General features: G+C 52.1%; 15 protein-coding genes. 10 read left to right on the forward strand and 5 right to left on the reverse strand.

Translation table 11 applies throughout. The annotated features are described in order from the left end of the window. Positions 1–283: 283 nt before the first annotated feature. Complete coding sequence (locus tag ACETPC_RS11310) at positions 284–1,435, forward strand: MFS transporter (RefSeq protein ID WP_380181407.1); 1,152 nt, start codon at positions 284–286, stop codon at positions 1,433–1,435. A 57-nt stretch (positions 1,436–1,492) separates the two neighbouring features. On the opposite strand, the gene ACETPC_RS11315 is transcribed toward ACETPC_RS11310, so the two are convergent. The 5 genes from ACETPC_RS11315 to ycaO form a co-directional block, all read right to left on the reverse strand. Continuing rightward, the gene (locus tag ACETPC_RS11315; protein WP_380181409.1) at positions 1,493–3,223 is read right to left on the reverse strand and encodes an inositol phosphate phosphatase SopB; all 1,731 of its coding nucleotides are present in this window, start codon (positions 3,221–3,223) and stop codon (positions 1,493–1,495) included. Positions 3,224–3,468: 245 nt separating this feature from the next. Further along, complete coding sequence (gene pflA / locus ACETPC_RS11320) at positions 3,469–4,209, reverse strand: pyruvate formate lyase 1-activating protein (protein WP_380181411.1); 741 nt, start codon at positions 4,207–4,209, stop codon at positions 3,469–3,471. A 139-nt stretch (positions 4,210–4,348) separates the two neighbouring features. Next, a complete protein-coding gene (gene pflB, locus ACETPC_RS11325; RefSeq protein ID WP_380181413.1) occupies positions 4,349–6,631 on the reverse strand; it encodes a formate C-acetyltransferase in 2,283 nt (760 codons plus the stop codon). 71 nt (positions 6,632–6,702) lie between these two features. Next, positions 6,703–7,560, reverse strand: coding sequence for a formate transporter FocA (gene focA, locus ACETPC_RS11330; RefSeq protein ID WP_380181415.1), 858 nt, complete (start codon positions 7,558–7,560; stop codon positions 6,703–6,705). A 355-nt stretch (positions 7,561–7,915) separates the two neighbouring features. Further along, on the reverse strand, positions 7,916–9,673 hold the full coding sequence (gene ycaO / locus ACETPC_RS11335; RefSeq protein WP_380181417.1) for a 30S ribosomal protein S12 methylthiotransferase accessory factor YcaO: 1,758 nt from the start codon (positions 9,671–9,673) through the stop codon (positions 7,916–7,918). Between the two features lie 307 nt (positions 9,674–9,980). Between ycaO and serC the strand changes: the two genes are divergently transcribed. The 9 genes from serC to ACETPC_RS11380 all read left to right on the forward strand — a co-directional run bounded on the left by serC (position 9,981) and on the right by ACETPC_RS11380 (position 21,991). Further along, positions 9,981–11,066, forward strand: coding sequence for a 3-phosphoserine/phosphohydroxythreonine transaminase (gene serC, locus ACETPC_RS11340; RefSeq protein ID WP_380181419.1), 1,086 nt, complete (start codon positions 9,981–9,983; stop codon positions 11,064–11,066). Between the two features lie 77 nt (positions 11,067–11,143). Next, positions 11,144–12,430, forward strand: coding sequence for a 3-phosphoshikimate 1-carboxyvinyltransferase (gene aroA, locus ACETPC_RS11345; RefSeq protein ID WP_380181421.1), 1,287 nt, complete (start codon positions 11,144–11,146; stop codon positions 12,428–12,430). A gap of 208 nt (positions 12,431–12,638) precedes the next feature. Further along, a complete protein-coding gene (cmk, locus tag ACETPC_RS11350; RefSeq protein ID WP_380181423.1) occupies positions 12,639–13,325 on the forward strand; it encodes a (d)CMP kinase in 687 nt (228 codons plus the stop codon). 112 nt (positions 13,326–13,437) lie between these two features. Then, positions 13,438–15,111 carry a 30S ribosomal protein S1 gene (gene rpsA / locus ACETPC_RS11355; protein WP_380181425.1) on the forward strand — a complete coding sequence of 558 codons (1,674 nt, stop codon included), beginning with the start codon at positions 13,438–13,440 and terminating at the stop codon, positions 15,109–15,111. 86 nt (positions 15,112–15,197) lie between these two features. Beyond that, positions 15,198–15,482 (forward strand): integration host factor subunit beta, encoded by a 285-nt coding sequence (gene ihfB, locus ACETPC_RS11360; protein WP_013201528.1) that lies wholly within the window; start codon positions 15,198–15,200, stop codon positions 15,480–15,482. 232 nt (positions 15,483–15,714) lie between these two features. Then, the gene (locus ACETPC_RS11365; protein ID WP_380181427.1) at positions 15,715–17,979 is read left to right on the forward strand and encodes a ComEC family protein; all 2,265 of its coding nucleotides are present in this window, start codon (positions 15,715–15,717) and stop codon (positions 17,977–17,979) included. Between the two features lie 36 nt (positions 17,980–18,015). Further along, positions 18,016–19,764 carry a lipid A ABC transporter ATP-binding protein/permease MsbA gene (gene msbA, locus ACETPC_RS11370; RefSeq protein WP_380181429.1) on the forward strand — a complete coding sequence of 583 codons (1,749 nt, stop codon included), beginning with the start codon at positions 18,016–18,018 and terminating at the stop codon, positions 19,762–19,764. Continuing rightward, positions 19,761–20,744 carry a tetraacyldisaccharide 4'-kinase gene (lpxK, locus tag ACETPC_RS11375; protein ID WP_380181431.1) on the forward strand — a complete coding sequence of 328 codons (984 nt, stop codon included), beginning with the start codon at positions 19,761–19,763 and terminating at the stop codon, positions 20,742–20,744. Before msbA ends, lpxK begins: the two co-directional genes overlap by 4 nt. A gap of 38 nt (positions 20,745–20,782) precedes the next feature. Further along, positions 20,783–21,991, forward strand: a complete 1,209-nt coding sequence (locus ACETPC_RS11380) for a winged helix-turn-helix domain-containing protein (protein WP_380181433.1) — start codon at positions 20,783–20,785, stop codon at positions 21,989–21,991. The last annotated feature ends 79 nt before the right edge of the window (positions 21,992–22,070 follow it).

Consider the following 22,070-nt stretch of genomic DNA (forward strand, 5'->3'; position numbering starts at 1 on the left):
CGCGGCCCGCAGGTTTTTTTTACCTAAACGATCCTTAGCGCTAAGCCGTTATCCAGCAATAAATATTATCGATTTAAAAAGCGCTGCTGAGCTTTAAAACTATATCTTTCAGTCTGTTAATTAAAGTCGATTCCGGCTTTAAAGGGCCCGGTACCGATCGCAGATAAAAATATTAAATCACCGCACTGCAAATTGTGCTGTGGCTGAATTTGGCCCGTTGACATTAATCCGGCCGGTGGCATTATGCGCGCAAAATCTTCTTTTATTTTGGTCACTTCTGACTATGTCTACCTGGTCTCGCCCCGTTATTGTGCTGCTTTGCGGCCTGCTGCTGCTGACGATCGCTATCGCCGTGCTAAACACGCTGGTGCCGCTCTGGCTTACCCATGAGTCATTGCCCACCTGGCAAGTTGGTACGGTCAGCTCCGCTTACTTTACCGGAAATCTGGTGGGAACCTTGCTGGCCGGCTGGTTAATTAAACGGCTGGGCTTTAATCGCGCTTATTACATTGCAACCGCATTGTTCGCGCTGGCGACGGCTGCGCTGGGTTTTGAACACGGCTTCTGGGCATGGTCCGTTTGGCGTTTTGTCGCCGGGATTGGCTGCGCATTGATTTGGGTTGTCGTTGAAAGCGCCTTGCTATGTAGCGGCACGCTACGTAATCGCGGACAGCTGCTTGCTGCCTATATGATTGTTTATTATGTGGCGACAGTAACAGGCCAACTACTGGTCAGCAAGGTGTCTACTGAATTGCTACATACTTTGCCCTGGGTTACCGGCTTTATTGTGGCCGCGATCCTGCCGCTGGTGTTTACACGTATCACTGCCCGTGGCGAAGGCGAAGAGGCGCCTGCGGTACGCATGTGGTCGATGTTGGGCAGACGTAGCGCGCGGTTGGGTATCAACGGCTGCATTATTTCCGGCATCCTGCTGGGATCGCTGTATGGTTTGATGCCGCTCTATCTGTCTCACCAGGGCATGAACGATTCAACGGTAGGTTACTGGATGGCGCTGCTGGTCAGCGCTGGCATCGTTGGGCAATGGCCTGTAGGCCGTCTGGCCGATCGCTATGGTCGCCTGTTGGTGCTGCGCGTGCTGGTATTCGGCGTTATTCTGGGCGCGGTGGCGATGCTCGCTAACGCGGCTATGGCGCCAGCGCTTTTTGTACTGGGCTGTTCGGGCTTTACGCTTTACCCGGTCGCTATGTCGTGGGCCTGTGAAAAAGTGGCGCATCATGAGCTGGTGGCAATGAATCAGGCGCTATTGCTGAGCTATACGGTAGGCAGCCTGACCGGCCCTGCGCTGACCTCAATGCTGATGCAAAGCTATTCCGATCGGGTATTGTTTGTAATGATTGCGGCCGTAGCCCTGATTTATCTGGTCATGCTGTTACGTAAAGCCGATCGTCACGCTACGCCTGTGGCTCACGCCTGAATACACTACAGCGCAGCAGCGCCAGCGATATTTTACAGGTTATCGCTGGCGCTAAAATTAAGCTATTTTCGCGCCTCCCTTAGCCGCTCTGATTACGTTGGCATCGCCTATTCTGTCGCGGACATTAGTTTTCCCAATAAAAATATCCACAAAGGCCAGCCTTTTCAAAACTTTATTACCTTCGATACCGGTATTCTTTCTCTGAATTTCCCTGTTGCCGCTGTGAAGCATCAGGTTTTCAAGCAGGTCTTTTTCGGCAGCTGCTTTTTTATCAGGATCCTTCTCAAATTTTTGCATCGCAGCCTCTAACTTAACTTCAACATCCAGTATGCCGGTTCGATCTTTCCCACTTTTGCAGTTCCACGCGGGAGTAGAATTTATTTCATTGGCAAGCAGCAAAATTTTACGAGGCAGCAAATAAGGATTTTTTTTCATTTCGTCGCTTTCATGCGACACCATCGCTTTGATTTCATGGCTCAGCGAGCGAACTCTGCCATCATTTGCGTGGGGGCCAGCTGCCAGGTACTCACCAGCCCATCCTCCCGGTTCCAGACTCTCTCCGCTATCGAATTTTCCAATCAGCTTATCTAAAGCCTCGGAATTGTAGCTGTCTGACAATTTCTTCCCGGCCTGTAACCAGCCAAATGCAAGATTATTGACGCCAATATTGAAAGCGGCCACATCCACATCAATCTTGATATTTTTAATTTCCCCATCGGCATCGCGGATCTGAAATTCTGTGGCGCCGGCATTACTCAATGTTTTCCACGCTTTTATTTGATCGGCAAGCATGTTTTTCTCTGAAACGGCCTCGCCTGGGACTTTAGCCGGCGTAACCAGACTCAAAGAGGTCAGGTTGATAGCAACGGTTTTACCGCTCAGCGCGGCCTCTAACTTTTCTGGTTGCAGGTATAAAGCAGAGAGTACCACCTCTTTCGCCCGATTGATGCAACCCTGATTTCGTTCCTCGCTGCCAAATGGCAAACTATAGGGACTCAATATTCCATGGCGGAGGCCCTGAAACACTGATTTTTCTTCGCCATTCTGCGCTGTTTTAAAATCTGATATCCAGAGATTAGTCGCGTGATCGGTGCGCTCGCTTGAGGCGCTGCTGATCCCAAGATCGTTATAACTGGTTGGGAAGATATCTTTATCGCCACGTTTCATTTGGCCAGCTGGCGTTAACTGACTGGTAAAGACACTACCGCCATAATCAAAGTTCTTAGTTATCTTTTCCCATTTCTCATTATTATTTATTTCAGTGAGCGACTTTTTAAGCAAAGCAGGTGCTTCATGTCTTGCTTTATTCTTGCTTACCTTTTTACATGATGCGATGCTTTTGGTGATGACATTTAACAATTCCTTCTTAAATACTATAGCATTATCAATATCTTTTTTTATAACAACATCTTCATCAAATATATATTTTAGATCGCTGGCTAGTTTATTTTTCAAATTATTTATACCTGCGTAAGCTTCCTGCTTTTGCTGCGGGCTAAGGCCGGGCAAATTTTCTATTGCCTTTTCTGCAGCGCAGCTAAGCTTTGCCGTAAATTCATTAAGATTTTTCATTGAAAAACTATCGCTATTTTTTTCAATGGGTTTATCTGAAATGTGATGAGCGTCTGCAGCAACAGTCTGAGGCCTGAAATCCACAGGTGTATTATTGACCTGCTTTATCTTCTGACTAAAATCAGAAGCTGACGCGAGGTCTTTATCATTTACTGTTTTTAAAATGTAATTGTTATTTAACTTATAAGCCGTAGAAAAAGAAAGGGGGCTGGTCATAAATTTTTTGCACTCTGGTTGATGTAATATTTATTTTTGCTGAGGTAGTGCAAGATGAAATTAATGGCATATACATTAAGTTTTTTTAAAATTTAATATTTATATATAATTTATAATCAAGGCATCAGAGTGCAGTGTACGAAAGGCTATTTAAATATTAGCTATACGTACTGTAAAACAGGAGAGATAAAAGTTGATATGAGAGGTGCGCCACGAGAGTTGTTGGCGCAGTGGGTTTGGCTGGTTTAGTACATTACCTTGTGACCATATTCTTCAAGAATATGCTTGACGCGCTCCATAGTTTCTTTAGCGGGTGGATGGACGCCGTCCAGCTTATACTCTTCGCCCATCGCCAGCCATTTGTGTTTTCCAAGCTCGTGATAAGGCAGTAGTTCTATCTTCTCGACGTTACCCATATCGCGGGTAAAAGCTCCCAGCCGATGCGCGGAGTCATCGTCGTCAGAATAGCCCGGCACCACGACATAGCGTATCCATGTGCGGATATTTTTTTTAGCCAGGTAGCGGGCGAAATCCATAGTCCGGCGATTAGACACACCGACCAGGATCTGATGGACGTCGTCATTAATTTGCTTGAGATCCAGCATCACCAGATCGGTAACCTCCAGCAGTTCGTCGATAACCGGATCGTAGCGACGTACAAAACCGTTGGTATCAAGACAGGTATTGATGCCTTCAGCATGGCAGGCGCGAAACCAGTCGCGCACGAATTCTGCCTGGAGAATGGCTTCTCCACCGGATGCGGTAACGCCGCCGCCCGAAGCGTTCATAAAATGACGGTAGGTGACCACTTCTTTCATCAGTTCTTCTACCGTAATCTCTTTGCCACCGTGGGTATCCCAGGTATCACGATTGTGGCAATAGAGGCAGCGCATCAGGCAGCCCTGAAAGAAGGTGATAAAACGGATGCCGGGACCGTCAACGGTTCCGCAGGATTCAAATGAGTGAATACGGCCTTTAACTGACATTGCGGTGAATTCTCCATTGTAGCGCTGCCTTTGGCAGCTACGCAGTCTCAGGCTGCGTTAAGTCTGTTTTGCCAGCCGCCTGCGAATAGAAGAGGGCTGGCAAATCAGGCTGGGCTCCGGTGAACCGGAGCCCTGAAGCTTACATCGTTTGCGTGAAGGTACGGGTGATAACGTCCTGCTGCTGCTCTTTAGTCAGTGAGTTAAAACGAACCGCATAGCCGGAAACGCGAATGGTAAGCTGAGGATATTTCTCAGGGTTATCCATAGCGTCCAACAGCATCTCACGATTCATTACGTTAACATTCAGATGCTGGCCGCCTTCAATACTGGCTTCATGGTGAAAGTAGCCATCCATCAGGCCAGCCAGGTTGGCTTTACGTACGTCATCGTCTTTACCCAGCGCATTTGGCACGATAGAGAAGGTATAGGAGATACCATCTTTAGCGTAGGCAAAAGGCAGTTTTGCAACGGAGGTCAGCGAGGCGACAGCGCCTTTCTGATCGCGGCCATGCATTGGGTTGGCGCCTGGACCAAATGGCGCACCGGCCCGACGACCGTCCGGCGTGTTGCCGGTTTTCTTGCCGTAGACAACGTTAGAGGTAATGGTCAGCACCGACTGGGTTGGTACGGCATTACGATAGGTCTGCAGCTGCTGAATTTTCTTCATAAAGCGTTCGACGAGATCGCAGGCGATATCATCTACACGAGCATCATTGTTGCCGAACTGCGGATATTCACCTTCAATTTTGAAATCCACGGCCAGGCCATCTTCGTCACGGATTGGCGAGACTTTGGCATATTTAATGGCGGAAAGAGAGTCGGCCGCCACGGACAGCCCGGCGATACCACAGGCCATAGTGCGGTAAACATCGCGGTCGTGCAGCGCCATCAGCGAAGCTTCATAGCTGTATTTATCGTGCATGTAATGAATAACATTCAGCGCGGTGACATACTGCTTCGCCAGCCAGTCCATGAAGTGATCCATACGATCCATCACTTTGTCATAGTCCAGCACTTCGTCCATCATTGGCGCATCTTTCGGGCCAACCTGCATTTTCAGTTTTTCATCCACGCCGCCGTTGATAGCGTACAGCATGGTTTTCGCCAGGTTAGCGCGGGCGCCGAAGAACTGCATCTGTTTGCCGACGATCATCGGGCTGACGCAACAGGCGATAGCATAATCGTCATTGTTGAAGTCAGGACGCATCAGATCGTCATTTTCATATTGTACAGATGAGGTATCGATAGAGACCTTGGCCGCGTATTTTTTAAAGTTCAGCGGCAGTTTTTCCGACCAGAGAATGGTCATATTCGGCTCTGGCGATGGCCCCATAGTGTAGAGCGTGTTCAGGAAACGGAAGCTGGTTTTGGTGACCAGGGTGCGGCCATCGACGCCCATACCTGCCAGAGATTCGGTAGCCCAGATAGGGTCGCCTGAGAAAAGCTCATCATATTCAGGCGTACGCAGGAAGCGCACCATACGCAGTTTCATAACCAGATGGTCAATTAACTCCTGCGCGTCCTGCTCGGTGATTTTGCCCGCTTGCAGATCGCGTTCGATATAGATATCCAGGAAAGTGGAAACACGGCCGAAAGACATTGCCGCGCCGTTCTGCGATTTTACGGCAGCCAGATAGCCGAAATAAGTCCACTGTACGGCTTCCTGAGCGGTTTTTGCCGGGCCAGAAATATCGCAGCCATATTTTGCCGCCATCTCTTTGATCTGCTGCAGCGCACGATGCTGATCGGCAATTTCTTCGCGCAGGCGGATGGTGGCCTCAAGATTAACGCCGTTTTCCAGATCGCTTTGTAACGAAGTAAACTGGGCAAATTTGTCTTTCATCAGCCTGTCGATGCCGTAAAGGGCAACGCGACGGTAGTCGCCGATGATACGACCGCGGCCATAGGCATCCGGCAGGCCTGTCAGCACGCCGGATTTGCGGCAGCGCAGAATATCTGGCGTATAGACATCGAAAACGCCCTGGTTATGCGTTTTACGGTATTCGGTGAAAACTTTTTTCAGGGCTGGGTCAAGTTCGCGGCCATAGACTTTACAGGAACCTTCCACCATTTTGATGCCGCCAAAAGGGATCAGCGCACGTTTCAGCGGTGCTTCCGTCTGCAGACCAACGATGGTTTCCAGTTTACGATCGATGTAGCCTGCGTCGTGGGAAGTGATAGTGGAAGCTAAATCGGTGTCAAAATCTACCGGTGCGTGGGTGCGGTTTTCGAGCTTGATGCCCTCCATTACCTTATCCCACAGCGCAGTAGTTGCCGCAGTCGCACCGCTCAGGAAAGATTCATCACCTTCATAAGGCGTGTAATTTTTTTGAATGAAGTCACGGACGTTAATGCTGTTCTGCCATTCGCCCTCTGCAAAGCCTGCCCAGGCAGCAGCCTGGTTTACATTGTGCTCGCTCATGTGATCACCTTTTTAATAAAGTTCTTTCGTTCCTGCTGCCCGGCAGCAGGGTGTAATCCTGGCGCCGACAATCAGTGATGATCGCCGTCCCGCAGATAGATAACCCAGTACGTCAGACCGACCAGCATGCCGCCGCCGATAATATTGCCAAGGGTAACGGGAATAAGGTTATCTACTATAAAATTGCGTACCGTCAGACTGGAAAAATGCGCGGCAGTGGTGCCAGCAGCCTGCCAGAACTCTGGTGTAGCGAAGTCTTTGATGACAATCCCCAGGGGGATAAGAAACATATTGGCAATGCTGTGTTCGAAACCGCTGGCGACGAACATCGCTACAGGCAGCACCATTGCCAGCATTTTGTCTGTCAGGCTGCGTCCGGAATAGCTCATCCAGACCGCCATGCACACCATCAAATTAGCCAATGTGCCCAAACAGACAGCCTCAAGAAAAGTATGGTGCATTTTATGGTCAGCCGTTTGCAGAACATTTAACCCCCATGCACCATTAGCCACCTTATACTGGCCGGCAAACCAAATCAGCCCGACAAAAAACATCGCGCCAAAGAAATTCCCTATATAAACGTTGACCCAGTTACGGGTCAGTTGGCCCCAGGTGATGCGCCCACTGGCTTTGGCTACCATGGTCAGCACGGTCGAGGTAAAGAGATCGGCGCCGCAGACCACGACCAGCATCAGCCCCAGTGAAAAGCAAATACCGCCAACCAGCTTCGCTATGCCATAAGGCATGGCTTCAGTGCCTGTGGTTGCCGTGATATAAAAAACAAAGGCGATGGAAATAAAAACCCCGGCGGTAATGGCCAGGAAAAAAGTAGTAAAAGGATGCTTATTGGCTTTATACACGCCCGCTTCTTCAGCGACCTTGGCCATTTCAGAGGGTAAAAGTAAATTGAATGGGTTGCCAGCTTTCACACTAACCTCTCCCGGAATTAATCGACAACGAAATACTAACAAAGGAGTATAGAAGAGAAATTGATATGGATCATAATGACGCCGTTCGTTACCGGAACGAGTCAGAAAATCATTGAGGTGTTTGGGTTAATTATTTGAATTCTAAGGTTAAAATAAATTTTAAAACAACTATTATTTTTTTAAGAAACAGCAAGGCTACTTATGTCAGTGAGCAATAACAGGCACAAAAGTGAATGATATTTTTAATATGTGGAAATATTTAAATTACTTTTCATTAACCTAAAGCTTAATTTATATTTCCTTTTAATTAAAGCTGGATCTAAAAAGCCCGCTGTTATTCAGCGGGCCGTGATTATTATTTCCAGTAGCGGCGTTTTGCCTGCTGCAGTTTTTCGTAAGCGGCCAGTAACGACTGGTGCGCCGGGAAAGCCTGCAAATCTTCATCCACGCTTTGCAAACCGTAGAACGGCGCTTCTCCGCTGATAGCGGCAGAGGCGGCTTCGACAGCTTCCTGACCATACATGCGGACAAAAGCATTATGATACTGGACCGGATCGCGTTCGTCCTCCAGGCTCAGCAGCAGCAGCGTTTGCAGGCAGCGGTAGTAGTTAGCACGTGCTGGCGTAAAGATGGAGGCGTTGAACTCCATGGTCCATTCCGTCCAGATCAATGCCTGATCGATATCGCCGCCCGCCAGCGCCAGCATGGCTTTCAGCTCGCCGATGCGCAGCGTATACCAGCCGTTATCCTTACCGGTTGCCAGACCCAAAAGCTCGCGAACGCGGGTAAAGTCATCGTGGCCGTCTTCGTCCAGACGTTCAATCAGCGCCAGATAGTCTTCTTTTTCCCACTGGCTGTCCGGCAGCGCAAGCAGCGTATCGCGCAGGTATGCGCCCATGCTGTTGTTAGCCAGCAGCAGATCTTCTGCGGGATAAATGTCTGACATACCTGGCACGATGATACGGCAGGCATAAACATCCAGATGCTGATAGTCCGCGATATAGACTTCTTTATCTTCCGCTTTAAAAATAGCCATCAGCGTGGCGAACTCTTCCTGAGTGGTGCCCGCAAAGCTCCAGTCGACAAACGGATAATCCGCATCGTCTTTAAACATATCCCAGGAGATCAGGCCGCTGGAATCAATAAAGTGTGTTTCAAGATTGGCGTGCTCCGCGACCTCTTCATCGTCGAAAGTTGGCGGAGTAAAGACATCCAGATCCTTCAGGCTGCGGCCCTGCAGCAGCTCGGTAACGGTACGCTCCAGCGCTACGCCAAAGTCCGGATGAGCGCCGAACGAAGCGAAGCAGGTGCCGTTTTGCGGGTTAAATAGCACCACGCAAATTACCGGATATTTGCCGCCCAGCGAGGCGTCGTAAGCGAAAATCGGGAAGCCTTCTGCCTCCAGTTTAGCGATTGATTCGACCACGCCCGGATAGCGAGCCAGCACTTCCTGCGGAATAGCAGGCAGGCTGATTGATTCGGCAATAATGCGGTTTTTGATATAGCGTTCAAAGACCTCTGACAAGCCCTGTACGCGCGCCTCGTTGGCCGTATTACCCGCCGACATGCCGTTAGAAACATACAGGTTGCCAATGATGTTCATTGGGATATAAACAATCTGCTGGTCAGACTGGCGGGTAAACGGCAGGCCGCAAATACCACGCGCGGCGTTACCGGACTGCAGATCGATTAAATCGCTGGCGCTCAGTGACTGCTCAGGATCGTAAAAGGCCTGCAGGCGTTCATCAAGAATGCCTTCGGGCAGGCTGTCGTCCTCCGGCAGCGGAAACCATTTTTCATCAGGATAGTGAACAAAATCGCCGTTGGCGATGCTTTTGCCCAGCCAGAAATCCGCAAAGAAGTAGTTGGTCGACAGACGTTCAAAATATTCGCCCAGTGCCGAGGCCAGCGCCGCTTTTTTGCTGGCGCCTTTGCCATTGGTGAAACAGAGCGGGCAGTCACGGTCGCGGATATGCACCGACCAGACATGAGGAACCGGATTCAGCCAGGAAGCTTCTTCGATATGAAAGCCCAAATCCTGTAATTTTTGCTGAAAGCGTGTGATGGAGTCTTCCAGTGCGGCATCTTTGCCTGGAATATAAGTTTGCGTCATAGTGCCCACTCGTTTTGGGTTGTGCCGAAAGCGCGCCATGATACGGGGTTTCTTGCGCGTTCGCTATCCGACGAAATTTTTTATACCGGTTATTGTGGCATTTTCGCTCTTGAAAATCGGCCAGCAAAATCGCTTGCCGGAAGGCGCCTCACAAAATATCGCGTTCTTTGCTTTTCACGCTACAAGCTGTTGCGGCGCAGGCCGCATAACTGGTCGGCTGACCCGATTAAACATTGCAGCGTCCGAAGGGCAATGATAAAACCGATAGCTGAATCGAAATCGATCGAACTGAAAGTGGTGAGGGGAAATGAGCCAGGTTTTCAATTTTAGCTCCGGTCCGGCAATGCTGCCGGTAGAAGTGCTGCGTCGTGCCGAACAGGAACTCTGCAACTGGCAGGGTTTGGGAACCTCCGTCATGGAGATCAGCCATCGCAGTAAAGAGTTTACGCAGGTGGCCGTAGAAGCGGAAAGCGATTTTCGCGATCTACTGAAAATCCCTTCGAATTACAAAGTATTGTTCTGCCACGGCGGCGCGCGCGCGCAGTTCGCGGCTATTCCCATGAATCTGTTGGGCGAACGCACCACGGCTGACTATGCCGATGGCGGCTACTGGGCACACAGCGCAATTAAAGAGGCGGAAAAATACTGTACGCCTAACGTCCTGGATGTCCAAACCACCGTGGAGGGGCTACGGGCTATTACCCCTATGAGCCAGTGGGCGCTGTCGGATGAAGCGGCCTATGTGCATTTTTGCCCCAATGAAACTATTGACGGCGTGGCTATAAATGAAGAACCGGATTTCGGCGATAAAATTGCCGTAGCCGATCTTTCCTCGACCATTCTTTCCCGTCCTTTGGATGTTAATCGTTATGGTGTGCTCTACGCTGGCGCACAGAAAAACATTGGTCCGGCTGGCCTGACGCTGGTAGTTGTACGCGAAGATCTGTTGGGCAAAGCGCAAAAAGCGCTGCCGTCGATCCTCGATTACAAAGTGCTGAGCGAAAACGATTCTATGTTTAATACGCCGCCAACCTTTGCATGGTATCTTTCAGGGCTGGTGTTTAAATGGCTGAAAGAGCAGGGCGGCGTGGCGGAAATGGACAAGCGTAACCAGGCGAAAGCGGATCTGCTGTATGGTACCATTGATAACAGCGACTTCTACCGCAATGGCGTTGCTGAAGCCAACCGCTCGCGTATGAATGTGCCTTTCCAGCTGGCGGACGCCTCGCTGGATAAACTCTTCCTGGAAGAGTCGTTCGCCGCAGGCTTGCATGCGTTGAAAGGGCATCGCGTGGTCGGCGGCATGCGTGCTTCCATCTATAACGCTATGCCGCTGGAAGGCGTGAAGGCGTTGACCGACTTTATGACCGATTTCGAACGCCGTCACGGTTAATCTTCGTTACGGCTTTGCAACAAAACCCTGCCAGCGCGCGGGGTTTTATCGCATTTTATCTGGAGAATAAGTTTCACATGCAGGAATCCCTGACGTTACAGCCCATTGCCAAGGTCGACGGCACCGTTAACCTTCCCGGTTCCAAAAGCGTTTCCAATCGCGCTTTGCTGCTTGCTGCGCTGGCTAAAGGCTCCACTCGCCTGACAAACCTTTTAGACAGCGACGACGTACGCCATATGCTCAATGCCCTGCAGGCGTTGGGCGTAAGCTATACGCTTTCTGACGACCGTACACAGTGCGAAGTGGTCGGACTGGGCGGCCCGTTGCAGTCGGCGGCTTCGCTGGAGTTGTTCCTTGGCAACGCCGGTACGGCAATGCGCCCGTTAGCCGCCGCGCTTTGTCTCGGCGCTGGCGATGTCGTGCTGACCGGTGAGCCGCGTATGAAAGAGCGTCCTATCGGCCATCTGGTGGATGCGTTACGTCAGGGCGGCGCGCAGATCGACTATCTGGAGCAAACGGATTATCCACCGCTGCGGATCAAAGGCGGTTTTAGCGGTGGCGAAGTCTCTGTGGACGGCAGCGTTTCCAGCCAGTTTCTGACTGCGTTGTTGATGACCGCGCCGCTGGCTCCGCAGGATACGACGATAGCGATCAAAGGGGAGCTGGTTTCCAAACCCTATATTGATATCACGCTTAATCTGATGAAAACCTTCGGTGTGGAGGTGGAAAATAAGGGTTATAGCGTCTTCCATATTGCCGGCAATCAGAGCTATACCTCGCCAGGCGACTACCTTGTTGAAGGCGATGCCTCATCTGCTTCCTATTTCCTGGCCGCGGCTGCGATCAAAGGCGGCACGGTAAAAGTGACCGGCATTGGCCGTAACAGCATGCAGGGCGATATCCGTTTTGCCGACGTGCTGGAAAAAATGGGCGCGAGCATTGAGTGGGGCGAAGATTATATCGCCTGTACGCGCGGCGAGCTAAATGCAATCGATCTGGATATGAACCATATTCCGGATGCCGCGATGACTATCGCTACGGCGGCGCTATTTGCTAAAGGCACCACGGTAATGCGCAACATTTACAACTGGCGCGTGAAAGAAACCGATCGGCTGGCGGCAATGGCGACGGAACTGCGTAAAGTCGGTGCTGAAGTCGAAGAAGGGCATGACTTCATTCGTGTAACGCCGCCTGCCACTATTCAATATGCGGAAATCGGCACCTATAACGATCATCGTATGGCCATGTGCTTCTCGCTGGTGGCACTCTCCGCTACGCCTGTCACTATACTTGACCCAAAATGCACGGCAAAAACTTTCCCGGATTATTTTGAACAGCTGGCTCGCCTCAGCCAGCTGGCGTAAATGAGTATCCCGCTGCGTTCGCGCGTGGCGGGATGCGACTCTTCTCACGCTTTACACCTCAATTTTCTTCCAGGCAGCACTTCTTCGTACCTGTTAATTTCATTGCGTCTACGCTTAAGGGGTAACGATCGAGGCTATAGCAGCGTATAATGTGCGTCGTTATTTGCCTGAGCAGCTTAGGCAGGCATTCCACCAACAGGAGAACGACATGACGCCTATAGCCCAGGTGATCACCATTGATGGTCCAGGCGGAGCCGGCAAAGGGACCTTATGCAAAGCGATGGCTGAGGCATTGAACTGGCATCTGTTGGATTCAGGCGCCATTTATCGGGTGCTGGCGCTGGCCGCGCTGCATCATCAGGTGGATATCACTTCTGAAGAGGCGCTGGTGCCGATAGCGGCGCACCTCGATGTTCGCTTTGTGCCAACCGACGGCGAGATGGAAGTGATCCTTGAAGGCGAAAACGTCTCGGGAGAAATTCGCACCCAGGACGTCAGCAATACCGCCTCGAAAGTCGCGGCTTTCCCTCGCGTGCGTGAGGCGTTGCTGCGTCGTCAGCGGGGTTTCCGCGAAGCGCCAGGCCTGATTGCAGACGGACGAGATATGGGGACAGTGGTCTTTCCAGATGCGCAGGTCAAGATTTTCCTGGATGCCAGTCCGGAAGAACGGGCCCAGCGCCGCATGCTACAGTTGCAGGAAAAGGGCTTTAGTGTTAACTTTGAACGCCTTTTATCCGAGATAAAAGAGCGAGACGACCGCGATCGTAACCGCGCTATTGCGCCATTACGTCCGGCAGAGGACGCGCTGATGCTGGATTCAACCAGCATGACTATCGAGCAGGTGATTGAAACTGCTCTGAATTATGCGCGAGAAAAACTCTCTCTGCCGCAGTAGCGGTACCGATTTTTTTAACCCTTTGATATGGATGTCACAGGGCATGTGAAACAACCCCATCCGGCAGGAAGTCAGATGGACGTTAAATTGAAGAATCCTGAAGATTATCAATATGACTGAATCTTTTGCTCAACTATTTGAAGAATCCCTGAAAGAAATCGAAACCCGCCCGGGTTCCATCGTTCGTGGCGTTGTTGTCTCTATCGACAAAGACGTAGTTCTGGTTGATGCGGGTCTGAAATCTGAGTCTGCGATCCCTGCAGAGCAGTTCAAGAACGCAGCCGGCGAACTGGAAATCCAGGTTGGCGACGAAGTTGACGTTGCGCTGGACGCAGTAGAAGACGGCTTCGGTGAAACCCTGCTGTCCCGTGAGAAAGCTAAGCGTCACGAAGCCTGGATCACGCTGGAAAAAGCTTACGAAGATGCTGAAACTGTTACCGGTGTTATCAACGGCAAAGTTAAAGGTGGCTTCACAGTTGAGCTGAACGGTATTCGTGCGTTCCTGCCAGGTTCTCTGGTAGATGTGCGCCCAGTGCGCGACACGCTGCACCTGGAAGGCAAAGAGCTTGAATTCAAAGTAATCAAGCTGGACCAGAAGCGTAACAACGTGGTGGTTTCACGTCGTGCGGTTATCGAATCCGAAAACAGCGCAGAGCGCGATCAGCTGCTGGAAAACCTGCAGGAAGGCATGGAAGTTAAAGGTATCGTTAAGAACCTCACTGACTACGGCGCCTTCGTTGATCTGGGCGGCGTTGACGGCCTGCTGCACATCACTGACATGGCCTGGAAGCGCGTTAAGCATCCAAGCGAAATCGTCAATGTTGGCGACGAAATCACTGTTAAAGTGCTGAAATTCGACCGCGAGCGTACCCGTGTTTCCCTGGGTCTGAAGCAGCTGGGCGAAGATCCATGGGTCGCAATCGCTAAGCGTTACCCGGAAGGCACCCGCCTGACTGGTCGTGTAACCAACCTGACCGACTACGGCTGCTTCGTTGAAATCGAAGAAGGCGTTGAAGGCCTGGTGCACGTTTCCGAAATGGACTGGACCAACAAAAACATTCATCCGTCTAAAGTTGTTAACGTTGGCGATGTTGTTGAAGTTATGGTTCTGGACATCGACGAAGAACGTCGTCGTATCTCCCTGGGTCTGAAGCAGTGCAAATCTAACCCATGGCAGCAGTTCGCAGAAACCCACAACAAGGGCGACCGCGTTGAAGGTAAAATCAAGTCAATCACTGACTTCGGTATCTTCATCGGCCTGGACGGCGGTATCGACGGCCTGGTTCACCTGTCTGACATCTCCTGGAACGCTACCGGAGAAGAAGCAGTACGTGAATACAAGAAAGGCGACGAAATCGCAGCCGTGGTTCTGCAGGTTGACGCAGAGCGCGAGCGTATCTCCCTGGGCGTTAAGCAGCTGGCAGAAGATCCGTTCAACAACTACATCTCTCTGAACAAGAAAGGTGCCATTGTTAACGGTAAAGTAACTGCAGTTGACGCTAAAGGTGCTACAGTTGAACTGGCAGACGGCGTTGAGGGTTACCTGCGCGCTTCTGAAGCTTCAATCGACCGTGTAGAAGACGCTACTCTGGTTCTGAACGTTGGCGACGACGTTGAAGCTAAGTTCACTGGCGTAGATCGCAAAAACCGCGTAGTTAGCCTGTCTGTTCGTGCTAAAGACCAGGCTGACGAGAAAGAAGCTATCAACACTGTTAACACCAAACAGGAAGACGGCAACTTCTCTAACGCAATGGCTGAAGCGTTCAAAGCAGCTAAAGGCGAGTAATTGCGCTTGCATCAGGGCGGCGTAAGCTGCCCTGAACCTGCCGTTATTGCCAAAGCTTTTTCCAACAGGGATTAACCGGAGGATTTATGACCAAGTCAGAACTGATTGAAAGACTTGCTGGCCAGCACTCTCATATTCCGGCGAAAGTCGTTGAGGATGCGGTAAAAGAGATGCTGGAGCACATGGCCACTACGCTGGCCCAGGGCGAACGCATCGAAATCCGGGGCTTCGGCAGTTTTTCTTTGCACTATCGCGCGCCTCGTACCGGACGTAACCCGAAAACGGGCGACAAGGTTGAACTGGAAGGTAAATACGTTCCACACTTCAAACCTGGTAAAGAGCTACGCGATCGCGCAAATATTTACGGCTAAGGCTTCGCATTACCCCGCAATAAAACGACACTTCGGTGTCGTTTTTTTTATCTTTATTTTCTTACCGCTGCGCCAATTTCCGCAAAAATTCAAAGCCACCTCGCATAAATCCGCAACCTGCTGTAAGCGATATAAACTCTTTGCGTGACCGCTCTGGAAAATATACCGCGCCAGCTGTATCGCCAGGCAAAACGGCTTAGGCTTCCGGGTATCTTCTACCGGGAGTAAACTAATGCCCTATAGCCTTAGCCGACTGTCACTATGGATAATCGTCGCAACGCTACCGCTATGTTGGTTGCCCGCTTTACCCGGCACATATATAGACTTTCTGATTATTACCCTTGCCGCGCTCTTGTTGACGACGCAACGGTTTTGGTTAAGAGAAGTCGCTATTGTTTTGCTGCTTTTTGTCTGGGCGGTGATACCAGCTCGTGAGTTACTGAAGCAAACAACTTTCCTCTCGGCCAGGCCTGTAGAAGCCATAGCGCAAATAGAACAGCTACAGACGCAGCAGCAGCGGCTTAAAATCAGAATTGTCAGCGCAGAGGGAAAAACCCTTTTTCCGCCCGTTTATGCGCTGCTTAATTCCCAGGGACTGAAGCAGACTTTATGTCCGGGTCAGCGCTGGCGAATGATGCTGAAACTCCGCCCTGTGCATGCCCGCCTGAACGAGGGCGGATTCGACGCGCAACGCTTTGCGCTGGCTAACAGTACGCCGCTAACTGGAAGGGCGACAGCGTTGCAGGCTATCGACGGCAACTGTAGCTGGCGTGAAAAAATCGTGCAGAAAAGCCAGCAAAGCTTTGCTGGTTTTCCCTGGCATGCCGTTATGCTGGCGCTGGCGTTTGGCGAACGCAGCGAATTAAGCAGCGGGATAAAAAATCTGTTAAGAGAAACCGGAACGGCACATCTGATGGCGATCTCCGGTATGCACATAGGTCTGGCGGCAACGGTAGGATGGCTGGTAGCCCGGGCGTTACAAGGTTTTTTTCGGGCTGAATGGATAGGCTACCGCTTTCCGCTGGCAAGCGGCATGCTATTGGCGTTGCTTTACTGCTGGCTCTCCGGCGGCAATCCTCCGGCTTTGCGGGCAATCATAGCCTTACTTAGCTGGAGCCTGCTTCGCCTGACAGGGCGAAACTGTACCGGCGGGCAGGTCTGGCGGCTTTGTATCGGCGCTATTCTTTTTTTCGATCCCTTAAGCGTGCTCTCAGAAAGCCTGTGGCTGTCGGCGGTAGCGGTGGGAGGGCTGCTTCTCTGGTATCACTGGCTGCCGCTTCCGGCACGTTTTGTCGGTAAAAAGCGCTGGCTGCCTTTGCAGTTGCTGCATCTGCAGGCAGGTCTTTTTTTACTGCTGATGCCGCTACAGCTATTTATTTTTCACGGCGTAAGTCTGAGCTCGCTGGTGGCTAACCTGTGGGCGGTGCCGCTGGTAACGCTACTTACGGTGCCGCTTATTTTGGGCGCCATCTTATCGCTTTTCTGCGCGCCGTTAAGCCAGTTGCTGTGGTGGTGCGCCGATCGTTCGCTGGCGCTGGTCTTTTTTCCCTTAATCCGGCTGCCGGATGGCTGGGTAAGCCTGAGCCAACAGGCATTGTGGCTTAGCCCGCTCTGCCTGCTACTGGTGGCGGTCTGGCGTTTTCATTGGTGGAGAAGCTCGCCTCTTACTTTGCTTTCACTGTTGGCGGCGCTGCTGTGCTGGCGGCTTAACGTCAGGCAACCAGACTGGCGCGTAGATATGCTGGATATTGGGCACGGTTTAGCCGTGGTGGTTTCACAGCAGGGAAAAGCTGTTGTCTACGATACGGGCAACAAATGGGCTGGCGGCGATGCCGCACAGAGCCAGATCCTGCCCTGGCTTCGCTGGCAGGGGTTAACTGTACAGCGCATTATTTTAAGTCACGGCCATCTTGATCATACCGGCGGTCTGGCAAGCCTGCAGGCTGCGTTTCCTGCGGCGGCGGTGCACAGCGGCCTGGGCTGGTCCGGCCATTCGCCTTGCCATCGGGGCGAAAGCTGGCGCTGGCAAAGCCTGGCCTTTACCCCGCTGTGGCCGGAACAGCCGCAGAAAGAAAGCGGCAATAACCAATCTTGCGTAATCATGGTGACGGACGGTAAATGGCGTGTGCTGCTGACGGGCGATATCGAAGCGCCAGCGGAGCTGCGTCTGGTCAAACACTATGGCGAAAACCTGCACGCGGATGTGCTACAGGTTCCTCACCACGGCAGTGGAACCTCCTCATCGCCACCCTTATTGAGGAGGGCAGCGGGGCGCGCCGCGCTGGCCTCCGCCGCTCGTTACAGCGCATGGAAACTGCCGGCGAAAAAGATTGTTGTTCGCTACTTAGAGAACGGTTACAGGTGGTATGACACTGCCGTCGACGGGCAAATCCGCGTAGAATTTTCCAGGGAAAACTGGCGCGTTTTAAGATTAAGAGCGCAAATAATGCCCCGCTGGTATCATCAGTGGTTTGGCGTAACACGTTATTCCAGTTAGAATGAGCGGCTATTTCAACTGGAAGCTGGTTAACTAATGCATCAGGACAAAGATCTCTCCACCTGGCAGACTTTTCAACGCCTCTGGCCGATGATCAAACCATTCAAAGCAGGACTGGCCGTCTCCTCTGTCGCGCTCATCATTAACGCCGCGGGCGATGTACTAATGATGTCCTTGCTGAAGCCGCTGCTGGACGATGGCTTTGGCAAAGCCGATTCCTCTGTACTGCTCTGGATGCCGCTGGCCGTAATCGGCTTAATGCTGGTACGCGGCGTATCAAGCTATATCTCCAGCTATTGCATCTCCTGGGTGTCCGGCAATGTAGTGATGTCGATGCGTCGTCGCCTGTTCAGCCATATGATGGGCATGCCGGTCGCTTTCTTCGATCAGCAATCTACCGGCACGCTGCTGTCGCGTATTACCTATGATTCCGAACAGGTCGCCTCCTCATCTTCCAGCGCGCTGGTAACGGTGGTGCGTGAAGGCGCATCCATTATCGGCCTGTTTATTATGATGTTTTACTACAGCTGGCAGCTGTCGCTGATCCTGATTTTGCTGGCGCCGGTGGTTTCTTTTGCTATTCGCACCGTATCAAAACGCTTTCGTAATATCAGCAAAACCATGCAAAATACGATGGGACAGGTAACGACCAGCGCTGAGCAGATGCTGAAAGGGCATAAAGAAGTGCTGATCTTTGGTGGACAGAAAATCGAAACCCAGCGTTTTGATCACGTCAGTAACCGGATGCGTCAGCAGGGAATGAAGCTGGTGTCCGCCTCCTCCGTATCCGATCCTATTATTCAGCTTATTGCTTCACTGGCGCTGGCTTTTGTTCTTTACGCCGCCAGTTTCCCGAGCGTGATGTCCACGCTGTCACCGGGGACAATTACCGTCGTATTTACCTCAATGTTTGGTTTAATGCGCCCGCTGAAATCGCTGACCAACGTCAATGCGCAGTTCCAGCGTGGTATGGCTGCCTGTCAGACGCTGTTTTCTATCCTTGATAGTGAGCAAGAGGTTGATACCGGCACGCGAGTAATTGAACGCGCACGCGGCGATGTCGAATTCCGTAATGTCACCTTCACCTATCCGGGGCGCGAAACGCCTGCGCTGCATAATATCAATCTGTCGATTCCGGAAGGCAAAACCGTGGCGCTGGTAGGTCGTTCCGGCTCCGGCAAATCCACTATCGCCAGCCTGATGACGCGCTTTTACGATATCCAGCAGGGCGAAATCTTGATGGATGGTCACGACCTGCGCGAGTACACCTTGAGCTCGCTACGTAATCAGGTTGCGCTGGTATCGCAGAATGTGCACCTGTTCAACGATACCGTAGCCAACAATATCGCCTATGCGCGCCATGAGCAGTACAGCCGCGAAGATATTGAAAGAGCGGCGACTATGGCACACGCCATGGACTTTATCAGCAAGATGGACAATGGCCTGGATACGGTGATCGGCGAAAACGGCGTGCTGCTTTCAGGCGGCCAGCGCCAGCGTATTGCTATCGCTCGTGCTCTGCTGCGCGACTGTCCAATCCTTATTCTGGATGAGGCTACCTCCGCGCTGGATACCGAGTCGGAGCGCGCTATTCAGTCAGCGCTGGATGAGCTGCAAAAGAATCGTACCTCGCTGGTGATCGCCCATCGCCTTTCAACTATCGAAAAAGCGGATGAAATCGTGGTGGTTGAGGATGGTCATATCGTCGAGCGCGGCAGCCATACCGAGCTGTTAGAGCATAAAGGCGCCTATGCCCAGCTGCACAAGATGCAGTTTGGTCAATGATTGAACGCATCTGGAGCGGCGACAGCGGCCTGTGGCGGTTGCTGCTGCCGCTCAGCTGGTTGTACGGCCTGATTAGCTCGCTGCTTCGGCTCTGCTATCGGCTGGGTTGGCGTAAAGCCTGGCGTGCGCCGGTGCCGGTTGTCGTGGTGGGCAACCTCACGGCGGGCGGCAATGGCAAAACCCCTGTCGCCATCTGGCTGGTACAGGCCTTGCAGCAGCGCGGTTTACGGCCTGGCGTAGTTTCCAGAGGATACGGCGGTAAAGCGAAGGTTTATCCGCTGGTGCTGGACTCGACCACAACCACCGGCGAAGCAGGTGACGAACCGGTGCTGATCTATCAGCGCACCGGCGCGGCGGTGGCCGTTTCGCCAAAACGTAAAGAGGCGGTGCAGGCGCTGCTGGCAAAGGGCGATATCGATATCATCATCACCGATGACGGGCTGCAGCATTATGCGCTGGCAAGGGATTTCGAAATCGTGGTGGTTGATGGCCAGCGTCGTTTCGGTAACGGCTGGTGGCTGCCGGCAGGCCCGATGCGTGAAAGGGCTTCACGTCTGAAAAGCGTGGACGCCGTTATTACCAACGGCGGCCAGGCGCAGGATAATGAAATCGCCATGCGGCTGATGCCAGGCCAGGCTATTAATCTGCGTACCGGCGAGGCACAGCCTCTGTCTGCGCTTGCTAATGTCGTGGCGATGGCGGGTATCGGTCATCCACCACGCTTTTTCTCAACGCTGCGTCAGCATGGTGTTGCGCCGGTTAAAGAAGTGCCTTTTGCAGATCATCAGGACTACAGCGAAGCGCAGCTAACCGCGCTGACAGGCAAAGACCAAATTCTACTGATGACTGAAAAGGATGCGGTTAAAGCCAAACGGTTCGCTGCGGCCAACTGGTGGTATCTGCCAGTAGATGCGGAACTCCCGCCAGAACAGGAAAAAGCGTTACTGAATCGCATTCTTGCGCTTAAATCGCACTCTTAACCCGCTACACTGAATGCACCTTTCAACAGAGGTGCATTATGCCTACTTTTTCTCTTTCGCTGACCCAGGCTCGTCATATTCACCTTGCTGCGCAGGGGTTACTGCACCCGCCACAGCGTGAGGCGCAGTTTCCCGATGTCATTAATAGCGTGCGGCAAATGTCGCTGCTGCAAATTGACACTATCCATGTAGTTGCCCGCAGTCCTTATCTGGTGCTGTTCAGCCGCCTTGGCGACTATCCGCAGGGCTGGCTTAATCAGGCGCTGGAAACGGGTAAATTATTCGAGTATTGGGCGCATGAAGCCTGTTTTATCCCTGCTGAAGATTACCCATTACTGCGGCACCGTATGCTAAAACCAGAGAATATGGGATGGAAGTACAACGGCGAATGGGCGTCAACCCGGCAGGATGAAGTAACACAGCTACTGGCGCATATCAAAGAACATGGGCCGGTAAGGTCAGCGGATTTTACCGCGCCGAAAGGCCAGCCTTCCGGCTGGTGGGCGTGGAAGCCGCATAAGCGCCATCTGGAAAACTTATTTACCGCTGGCGAATTAATGATTGTCGGGCGCCATAATTTTCAGCGAAGTTACGATCTGCGCCAGCGCGTTTTGCCTGAATGGGGCGATGCTTTACATGCGCTCGGAGAAGAAGAGGCGGTGAAGCGTATGTTAAGCAACAGCGCGCGGAGCCTGGGCGTGTTTCGCCCCGACTGGCTTGCAGATTATTATCGCCTCCGGCGAGCGCCAGTAAAAGAACAGACTGCCGAATGGCTGGAGACAGGCGAAGCCGTGGCGGTAGAGGTTGAAACGCTGGGGAAATGCTATCTGCATCGCTCACAATTAGCGATGCTGGAGGAGAAAACCCGGGCAACGCATACCACATTGCTGTCGCCTTTCGATCCTGTGGTCTGGCATCGCAAACGAGCGCTGGAACTGTTCAATTTTGCCTATCGTCTGGAGTGCTACACGCCGGAAGCGAAACGACAGTACGGTTACTTTGTTTTGCCGATCCTGCACCGTGGCGAACTGAAAGGGCGACTGGACGCCAAAATGTTGCGCAAAGAGAAGACATTGCTGATTAAACAGCTCTGGCTGGAGCCAGGCGTAAAGGTCAATGCTGGCCTGTTGCGGGATCTGCGTCAGGCAATTAGCCGCTTTGCCCGCTGGCAGGAAGCGCAGGCGGTTCAGCTACTGAAGCTGCCTGCGGAATTAGCCGCCGCCTGGCCGGAAAAATGGCTGCTTTAGGGCGGCACAGAGGTTAACTGCTCAACCGCGAGCTATGATATTCTAACATTCTGTCTGACCGGATCCCCAGGGAGATACC

The organism is Pantoea sp. sgz302252, assembly GCF_042610525.1.
GTDB lineage: Bacteria > Pseudomonadota > Gammaproteobacteria > Enterobacterales > Enterobacteriaceae > Erwinia.